The organism is Acidobacteriota bacterium, assembly GCA_022340665.1.
Lineage (GTDB): Bacteria > Acidobacteriota > Thermoanaerobaculia > Thermoanaerobaculales > Sulfomarinibacteraceae > Sulfomarinibacter.
Genome location: JAJDNM010000002.1, coordinates 37,422 through 46,020, shown reverse-complemented (window position 1 = coordinate 46,020; position 8,599 = coordinate 37,422). Strand labels below are relative to the sequence as shown.

The window sequence follows — 8,599 nt, the reverse complement described above, 5'->3', positions numbered from 1 at the left end:
AGCTCGGCCGGGCAGTCAACGCGCTCACCGCAGCACAGGTCGCGGGGGCGGTGAGGTCGGAAGCAGGAGCCAGGCGATGGTTACGGAATCTGCCCACCGAGGAAGAATGACCGGCACAGGATACGATCAGGCATAGATCTACGCCCGTTCAAACTCCATCAGCTCCACCGGCATACCGTTGTGGAGGATCATCGCGACTCTGACGCCCGCCATCGGCGATGACGGGACGCCAATCAACTCTTTCCCTTCGAGCGCACGACCGAGGTCATCGACCTCGAACGCGATGTGGGGCACTGTGCGGACAATCTCAGAGACCGGACTCCCGGGTTCGAATCGCATCCATTCCACGCCGAACGGACTGGTGTCGAAGCCGGAGACGTACATCCGCAGCTCTTCGAGAAACACCTCCCCGGCACGCCGTTCGGTCGTGGGGATCCCCATGTGGTGATAACGCCAACCCCACTCGGCGATGGCAGCCGGAGGTTCGTGTTCTTTACGACGATTCATCGTCAGGCCACTCCTCGTCACTATCTTCGCCCGATGATATGGCATCCGTCGGCGGCCGAAGATCGAGACTGGGCGTCGTTCTTTCGGGTACGGGCGCGGATACGAAGACGGGCTCGGGACAGAAACGCGGGTAAGATGGCGCGCATGACATCGATCCTCGTAGTCCTGATCTGTTTCGCTTTGTATTTCGCAGGGTATCTTCTCTACTCGCGGTTCCTGGCGCAACAAATCTTCGCCTTGCGCGCGGATGCGGTCACCCCATCACACTCGCTGCAGGACGGAATAGACTACGTCCCGACCCGCCCAATCGTGCTTTTTGGCCACCATTACGCGTCGATCACGGGCCTCTCTCCGATGCTCGGTCCGGCAATCGCGGTGGTGTGGGGCTGGCTGCCCGCAATGTTGTGGGTGGTCCTCGGCTCGATCCTGATCGGCTGCGTCCACGACTTCGGCGCCCTCGTTATCTCGGTACGGGCGAAGGGTCTCTCAATCGGTTCTATCGCCGAAAACTTGATGGGGCCGCGTGCAATGTCGCTGATGCACGCTATCATCTTCTTTGCCATCGCCCTCGCGATGGGAGTCTTCGCCTACGTTGTTGGTCTACTTTTCTCGGCCGACTACTACCCGGAATCGGTGGTGCCCTCGGCGGCGATCCTCGTTGCCGCCGTTCTTATCGGATGGTCGGTGCGCCGCCGCGGGTTCGCGCTTATGCCCCTCATCACGGTGGCATTCGTCTTGATCCTCGTCGTCGTCATCGCCTCGCCCGCTCTGCCGGTGCGCTGGGCTTCTTCGGAAGGCTGGACCTGGATCCTCCTCGCCTACGCCTGGCTCGCATCTGTGCTTCCGGTGTGGTCGCTGCTGCAACCCCGCGATTTCCTCAATTCGCTCCTGCTCTACGTCGGTCTCGGCTTGACCTACATCGGGTTCTTTATCCTCCGTCCGGAGTTTGCCGCTCCCGTGGTCGATGCCCACCCGGTCGGCGCACCACCGCTCTACCCGTTCGTCTTCATCGTCATCGCCTGTGGCGCGGCGTCCGGCTTCCACTCGTTGGTGTCATCGGGCACCACTGCCAAGCAACTCGACCGCGAACCAGACGCCCGTCCCATCGGCTACGGCGCAATGATCGGCGAATCATTACTTGGGCTCGCTGCAGTCCTCGCCTGCACAGCCGGTTTCGTGTCACCAACCGCCTGGCGACACCACTACGCCAATTGGGACTCGATCCAGGGGCTCGGTTCCAGCATGAGTGCATTCATCGAGGGTTCGACCCGCTTCGTTTCAACGGTCGGGCTGCCCGAGCAGACAGCCCGCACTCTGATCGCGGTTGTCGTCGTGAGCTTCGCCCTCACGACTCTCGACTCGGCCACCAGGCTCCTGCGCTACAACATCGAGGAGATCGGGACCTCGATCCGTTTCGCGCCGCTCGGAAACCGCTACCTCTCGTCGACGTTGGCAGTGATCGCCATCTCCTTTTTTGCCTTTTACCGCATCGAAGGACGGTCGGCAGGTCTCGTCCTTTGGCAGCTCTTCGGCTCGACTAACCAGCTCCTCGCCGGTCTCGCTCTGCTGACGGTTTCCCTCTATCTGCTGCAGCGGCGGAGATTCGCCCTTCCATATCTGGTGCCGATGGTCTTCATGATGGTCACGACCCTCATCGCCATGGCCACGAAGCTTCTCTCCTTCTGGCGCGACGGGAACCACACGCTTCTCTTCGTCGGCGGCGCGATCACGTTCATCGCGCTGTGGCTGGTGGTCGAGGCGGTACTTGCCGTGAGGCGTTTCACCCGTACCGCAGCGGTTGAGGCGCTCGACATCGCGCTTCCGGAAGAATAATCCGCCTCTGTATCCGCGGGTATAATCACCGAGCACACGGGAGGCCCACCATGACCCGATTCGAGGACCTCGATCTGTACCACATCGATCACCTCCTCAGCGAGGAGGAGCGGATGGTCAGAGATTCAGTGCACGCGTGGGTGCGCGACCGCGTCATGCCCGAAATCGAGGAGTGGGCTTGGGAGGGTGAATTCCCACGCCACCTGGTCGGCGAAATGGCCGACCTCGACCTTCTTGGCGCGAGCTTCGACGAGTACGACCTGCCGGGCCTCAATAGCGTCTCCTACGGCCTCATCAACCAGGAGCTCGAGTTCGGCGACTCGGGACTGCGATCCTTCATGTCGGTGCAATCGGCGCTGGTGATGTATCCCATCCTCTCGTGGGGCAGCCAGGATCAGAAGGACCGATGGATCCCGCTGCTCGGCAGGGGCAAGGCCGTCGGCTGCTTCGGTCTCACCGAGCCCGACTTCGGATCGAATCCGGGCGCCATGCGGACCCGCGCCAAGCGTGACGGCGACGATTGGATCCTCAACGGCGAGAAGGCCTGGATCACCAACGGTGGCATTGCCGATATCGCAGTCGTCTGGGCGCGCACCGACGACGGCATCCGCGGCTTCCTGGTCGAACGGGGCACCCCCGGTTTTTCGACGGTCGAGCACAAGGGCAAGTACTCCCTCCGAGCTTCGGTGACCTCGCAGCTGGTGTTCGAGGACTGTCGGCTGCCCGCCGACAGCCTGATGCCTGGCACCACCGGCCTCAAGAACCCGCTGATGTGCCTCACCCAGGCGCGTTACGGCATCGCGTGGGGAGTCATCGGCTCGGCGATGGCCACCTTCACGGCGGCGCTCGACTATGCGAAGAACCGCATTCAGTTCGGCGGTCGGCCGATCGCGGCGCAGCAGATCATCCAGCAGCGGCTGGTCTGGATGTTCAACGAGATCGTCAAAGGACAGCTCCTCGTACTCCAGCTCGGCCGGATGAAAGACAACGGAACCATGAGTCACGAGGCGGTCTCGTTGGCCAAGCGTAACAACTGCTGGGTCGCCCGCGAGTGCGCCAAGCTGGCGCGGGAGATCCACGGCGCCAACGGCATCGTCAACGAATACCCGATCATGCGCCACCTGATGAACATCGAGTCAGTCTACACCTACGAGGGCACCCACGACATGCACACCCTGGCGGTCGGGGCCTACCTCACCGGAATGCGTTCATTCGATCCCTCGCCGGCGGAGTGAAGGTCTCAGGGCGCCTTTCCCCACGAGGTGCCTGGTTGCTCGACGGTGTAATAGACGCGGATGCCGTTGATCGAGGAGATATTGACGATCTTGCCGTACTTCCGGTCCTTGAAGTGAAGCGCCGCCGTCTTGTTGTGGTTGAAGTAGCCCTTGAGGTTGACGTCGATGACCGCGTCCCACTGTTACTCGGTCATCTTCCATATGACGCCGTCCCAGGTGATGCCGGCTTTGCATACCAAGATGTCTTAGCGGCCAAAGGCCTCCACCAGGTTCGCCACCATCGCCTCCGAGTCGGAGTAACTCGAGACGTCGGCCTTGACCGCGAGGCCCTTGCGGTCCATTCCCTCGATCTCCGCCACAAGGGCCATCGCCTCGTCGTGGTGACGCCGGTAGTTGACGGCCACATTTGCGCCCTCGTGCGCCGGCTCGAGCGCGACCGCCCGCCCATTGCCGAGGCTTCCACCGGTTAAGATCGCTCCTTCGTCTTCAAGGTCCAGCTTCACCTTGGGCCTCCCACCTGTTCCCAGCCACATTCGGGGCGGATGGCGAAACGTTTGAACGTTGAAACGTTTGAACGTTAGAACGTTAAGTCATCATAGCGCTGCCTCTTCGAGGAATTCATTGATCACGCGGGCCAACTCTGCGGGTCGCTCCATCGGCACGAAGTGCGAGCTGTCTGGAACAACCGTCGTGCGGGATCCTGGTACCTCCCGCTCCACCCTGGTCCGCGCGGCGTCGACAAAGGTGTCGCTGTGCTCACCTTGCACGAAGAGGGTGGGCACGGAAATTCTGCGGAGCTCCGGCCACAGGTTGTGGGGCGCGGCCGAGAAGGTCCTCGCCTCGCACTCCTTCGGAAAACGAAGGCGCACCCCGCCCTGCGGCACTTCAACCATCCCCACATCAACATAGTCATCGAGCACCTCTGATTCCCAGCCAGCGAAGATCCTCTTGCTCGCGTAGCTGGACCGCACCTCGGTGCGGTTCGACCACATCTCGCGCCGGCGTCGGGCGCCGCGCACGATGCCAATTCTCCCACTCAGGCCGAGAGCCTTCACGGCCCCCCAGTAGATCGAACGAACGCCGGTGAGGATGAGGGGGTCGATCGCGACCACGGCCGAGAACAGCCCCGGGTCGCCGGCCGCGGCCAGCAGCGAGATGACCGCGCCCAGACTGTGGCCGACGCCAACGATGCCGCGCAGGTCGCGGCGCCCGAGCTCCGTCCGCAGGTCCTCGGCAAAGGCCGACCAGTTCCGGAGAGGCCGGGGTCTCGCATCCCGCCATAGCGGCCTCGCTGCCATGGCAACCACGTGGTGACCAACAGCCAGCTCTTCAAGAAGCTTGCGGTAGGTGCCGGGGGGAAAGCCGTTGGCGTGGGCGAAGTGAAGCGTCGGCCCGGTGCCGCCCCAATCGTGCCAGTTCTCACTCTCGATGTCATCGGCTTGCGCCAACGAGGGCGCCGCAACACGATCGGGCCCCACCTACTCCCCGCTTCCGCGCTGTTCCTTGAACGCATCGAGGATCTTCTGTGGCGTGATGGGCAGCTCGGTCATGCGCACACCGATCGCGTCGTAGATGGCGCTGGCGATCGAGCCGAGCACCGGCACCATCGAACCCTCCCCGACCTCCTTGGCGCCGTAGCGGCCGCGGCCTGCTCGACGCCGTACACCCTCATACCGCTGCGCACCAGGTACGCGCCGAGGATCGAACCCACAGGACCGAGACCGACGATGCCGACCTTGTTGCTTCTCAAGGCTCCCCCTTTTGAACACTGACTCACCGGGTGCCTACTGCGGGGTCATGACAGGTGGAATTCTACCACCGGTCATCGCCATGCCTGCGTTTTGATCTCAATATTGATTGTGTGCCGGAGAGGCAGTCTCTACTCGCGTTCGTACATCTCGCCGTCTGTCTCCGGATCCGCCTTCCACCTTTCCCAAAACTCCGTTCGCCGCTCACCGGCCTCCCCCGGAGGGATCAGGTCGTGAACCTCGTCGAAGGTCGCCGCCCATGCCCCGGGCGGCGGGTCATCGCCGACCACGAGAATCGAGGCACCGTTGGGATTCATCGGTTCACCGACCAGGACAACCGGTTCCTCGACCTCGCCCAGCTCCGGGGCCCAAAGTGCGTGAGGCAGAAATGCGAGCTTCTGGAAGGTCCACAGGTAGTCATCGAGAATCTGGCGGCGGCCCTCATCAGCCACCCACACCACCAGCCTCTCGCGCGATGCATGGAGTCGCGATAGCAGGGCGGCCAGCTCACCGGCTCGTTTGTCAGTCTTGAGTTCGTGGAGTTCCAAACGGGCCATCGAGGGCAATTCTAACCGATCGGCTCCGAGCAATGATCACTCAGGTCCCGCACCCACATTTCATCAACCACGGCGAGCCGCTCACGGCTAATAGCCGGTACCTGCTTGTCGCCACTGAATTGCCACGAAGCGTGCACGCCTTCGTCATCAGGCCCTGTTACTTTGAATCCATGAGAATCCTCGATGACGCCCAATTCGCATACGTGATCCGTGGTGGCCGTCCGATCCACGGCACTTTGGTGCCGGGCGGCAACAAAAACGCTGCCCTGCCAATGCTCGCCGCCACTCTGCTCTCGGAAGGAACAGTGGAGCTCGCAAACGTGCCGCAGATTCGCGACGCGGCAGTAATGTTGGAACTACTGTCCGAGCTCGGTTCCAACGTCGAGCAGAAAGGGCCGAATTCGTGGCTCATCGACAGCTCATTGGTGGAGGCACGACCGGTCCCGGAGCTGTTGGCCTGCGAGATCAGGGCGTCCTTCCTGCTCGCCGGTCCTCTTCTGGCCCGATTCGGAAGCGCCAAGCTGCCACGCCCGGGTGGCGACCGCATTGGTCGGCGACCGCTCGACGCCCATCTCCACGCGTTTCAGGCGCTCGGTGCGGTGGTCGAGATCGCTTCGGATCGCTACCACCTGAGGGCTCCCAACGGCCTCATCGGGTCAGACGTTTTCCTGCACGAGATGAGTGTGATGGCGACCGAGAACGCGGTCATGGCGGCCTCTCTGGCGGACGGCAAGACCACCATCCGCAACGCCGCTTCAGAGCCGCACGTCCAGGAGTTGTGCCACTTGGTCAACTCGATGGGAGGCTCGATCTCGGGCATCGGTACGAACACACTCGAGGTGGAAGGCCGCCCCACCCTAGGCGGTGCCGCAGCGACCATCGGACCCGACCCCCTCGAGGTGGGGAGCTTCATAGGTCTCGCGGCCGTCACCGGCGGTGAGTTGCGAATCGTTGGCGCAGAGCCAGAGAAGCACCACCGAATGACCGAGCTCTGTTTCGGAAGGCTCGGCATCACCTGGCGGGTCGAGGGACACGACATCATCGTGCCCTCAGGTCAGGATTTGGTGATCCAGGAGGACATTCACGGCGCGATTCCCAAAATCGATGACGGCCCCTGGCCGGCCTTTCCGGCCGATCTCACCTCGATTTCGGTCGTCCTGGCCACCCAGGCGCGCGGCACCATCCTGATCCACGAGAAGATGTTCGAGAGCCGGCTGTTTTGGGTCGACCGCCTGATCGCGATGGGCGCACGGATCGTGCTCTGCGACCCTCACCGCGCCGTGGTTGTCGGGCCCTCGAAGCTCCACGGGCAGGTCCTGGCCAGCCCGGACATTCGCGCCGGCATGGCTCTCGTCATCGCGGCACTCGCCGCCGAGGGTGAGAGCGTGATCCACAACATCCGTCAGGTCGAACGGGGATATCAGAACCTCCATACCCGGCTCGAAGAACTCGGCGCTGATATCCAGCGGATCAAAAGCTAGGGAATCGCACCGAGGAAATCGTCGCCGAGGACCTCGAGCCGCCATCCGTCGAGACCGGCTCGGGCGAGATCCTCGTGTGATGAACATGGCGGTTGGTACGAGGACACCGATTCTGCCAGACCACGCGAGCAGAGCAAACTGGCCTGGATGCCGAGCTCCCCGGCTTTCTCGTCACGTACTGCGAGCAAGCTCTTCAGCCGTCTTCGCTCGGCGGCATCGGGCGATATCTGCCTCGGCCGGCGAACCCGCGCCGGGGCTCGCCGGGGAGTGGCCACCACACGCAGCAATGAACGGCCCCAACGGCGAACGGCGCGCGGTCCCACACCGTCCACCCCACCCATTGCTTCAAGATCCGAGGGAGGATCCATTGCCATCACCAGCAACGATTTGTTGCCCAGGATCTTGAAGGGTGGAACATCTCGTGAGCGTGCCTGCCGATCCCGCCACTGATAGAGAGAGAAGAGACGGTCCCGTGCGTCACCGCGCAGCGAGCGCGCTCCCTTGAGCTTCTCGAAGGCGAGCGGATTCGGTTCGACGGGATTGTGGCGAACCATCTCGAGCTTTTGGAACTCCTCTTCCGCCCAGCTCCATCGGTCCAAATCCTCGAGACGGTACCTCAGCAGATCCACAAGATCGCCCAGGTAGGCGGTGTCTGCCGCCGCATACGCGAGTTGATCGTCCCTGAGTGGGCGTCGCCCCCAATCAGCTCGTTGAAACTTCTTGTCGAGGTGAATTCCGAGCTCTTTCTCGAGCAGCGCGGCGAGTCCGGTTTTCTCCTCGCCCAACAACTGGGCCATGATCTGGCTGTCCTGGAGCCCGGCAACTCGCACGCCGTAATCGCGATCCAGAATCCGGATGTCGTAGTCGGCGCCGTGCATCAGGATCGGAATCTCGGGGTCGCCAACCATCTTCCACAGCAACGCAAGATCGTCAGGCCCGATCGCCAGGGGATCGATCACCATGTGGTGCGCATTGGCGCTGACCTGAATGAGGCACACCTTGTGGAAGTACGAATGCATCGAGTCGGCCTCGGTGTCGAGTGCAATCCTCTGCGCACTCGAAAACACAGAGGCGGCATCCCGCAGGCCTTCGGGGGTGTCGATCCAGAGGGGGTTCAGGTCCTCGGACATGGGTGGGGATGGTAGCAGAGCGAGAATTCTGAATGAGGAATTCGGAATTTTGCATTCCCACCCACCCCCCGTTCTCCGGTGGGGCGGGGGGAATCCGAAATCCGAAAT

Annotated in this window: 7 protein-coding genes and 1 pseudogene; 3 read left to right on the top strand and 5 right to left on the bottom strand. The window is 62.6% G+C overall.

Annotation, left to right across the window (positions count from 1 at the left end):
• Positions 1-138: 138 nt before the first annotated feature.
• Complete coding sequence (locus LJE93_00370; GenBank protein MCG6947358.1) at positions 139-507, bottom strand: hypothetical protein; 369 nt, start codon at positions 505-507, stop codon at positions 139-141.
• Positions 508-540: 33 nt separating this feature from the next.
• Here LJE93_00370 and LJE93_00365 point away from each other — a divergent pair, with 33 nt between their 5' ends.
• Both LJE93_00365 and LJE93_00360 read left to right on the top strand, forming a co-directional pair.
• Positions 541-2,340, top strand: coding sequence for a carbon starvation protein A (locus LJE93_00365; GenBank protein ID MCG6947357.1), 1,800 nt, complete (start codon positions 541-543; stop codon positions 2,338-2,340).
• A 50-nt stretch (positions 2,341-2,390) separates the two neighbouring features.
• Positions 2,391-3,575, top strand: coding sequence for an acyl-CoA dehydrogenase family protein (locus tag LJE93_00360; protein ID MCG6947356.1), 1,185 nt, complete (start codon positions 2,391-2,393; stop codon positions 3,573-3,575).
• A 5-nt stretch (positions 3,576-3,580) separates the two neighbouring features.
• Here the strand turns inward: LJE93_00360 and LJE93_00355 are convergent.
• From LJE93_00355 to LJE93_00345, 3 genes and pseudogenes are all read right to left on the bottom strand, one after another.
• Positions 3,581-4,108: pseudogene (locus LJE93_00355) on the bottom strand (SDR family NAD(P)-dependent oxidoreductase).
• A gap of 60 nt (positions 4,109-4,168) precedes the next feature.
• Complete coding sequence (locus LJE93_00350; GenBank protein MCG6947355.1) at positions 4,169-5,053, bottom strand: alpha/beta hydrolase; 885 nt, start codon at positions 5,051-5,053, stop codon at positions 4,169-4,171.
• A 401-nt stretch (positions 5,054-5,454) separates the two neighbouring features.
• On the bottom strand, positions 5,455-5,880 hold the full coding sequence (locus LJE93_00345) for a DNA polymerase III subunit chi (protein MCG6947354.1): 426 nt from the start codon (positions 5,878-5,880) through the stop codon (positions 5,455-5,457).
• A gap of 170 nt (positions 5,881-6,050) precedes the next feature.
• Here LJE93_00345 and murA point away from each other — a divergent pair, with 170 nt between their 5' ends.
• The gene (gene murA, locus LJE93_00340) at positions 6,051-7,361 is read left to right on the top strand and encodes a UDP-N-acetylglucosamine 1-carboxyvinyltransferase (protein MCG6947353.1); all 1,311 of its coding nucleotides are present in this window, start codon (positions 6,051-6,053) and stop codon (positions 7,359-7,361) included.
• Here the strand turns inward: murA and LJE93_00335 are convergent.
• A complete protein-coding gene (locus tag LJE93_00335; protein MCG6947352.1) occupies positions 7,358-8,491 on the bottom strand; it encodes an HRDC domain-containing protein in 1,134 nt (377 codons plus the stop codon). The two genes, murA and LJE93_00335, sit on opposite strands and share 4 nt — an antisense overlap.
• Between the last annotated feature and the right edge of the window lie 108 nt (positions 8,492-8,599).

What these genes read in the sequence shown, in the direction of transcription:
- LJE93_00345 (MCG6947354.1), bottom strand. Translation starts at nt 5,880, where the DNA reads ATGGCCCGTTTGGAACTCCACGAACTCAAGACTGACAAACGAGCCGGT.
- LJE93_00335 (MCG6947352.1), bottom strand. Translation starts at nt 8,491, where the DNA reads ATGTCCGAGGACCTGAACCCCCTCTGGATCGACACCCCCGAAGGCCTG.
- LJE93_00365 (MCG6947357.1), top strand. Translation starts at nt 541, where the DNA reads ATGATATGGCATCCGTCGGCGGCCGAAGATCGAGACTGGGCGTCGTTC.
- LJE93_00370 (MCG6947358.1), bottom strand. Translation starts at nt 507, where the DNA reads ATGAATCGTCGTAAAGAACACGAACCTCCGGCTGCCATCGCCGAGTGG.
- LJE93_00360 (MCG6947356.1), top strand. Translation starts at nt 2,391, where the DNA reads ATGACCCGATTCGAGGACCTCGATCTGTACCACATCGATCACCTCCTC.
- murA (MCG6947353.1), top strand. Translation starts at nt 6,051, where the DNA reads ATGAGAATCCTCGATGACGCCCAATTCGCATACGTGATCCGTGGTGGC.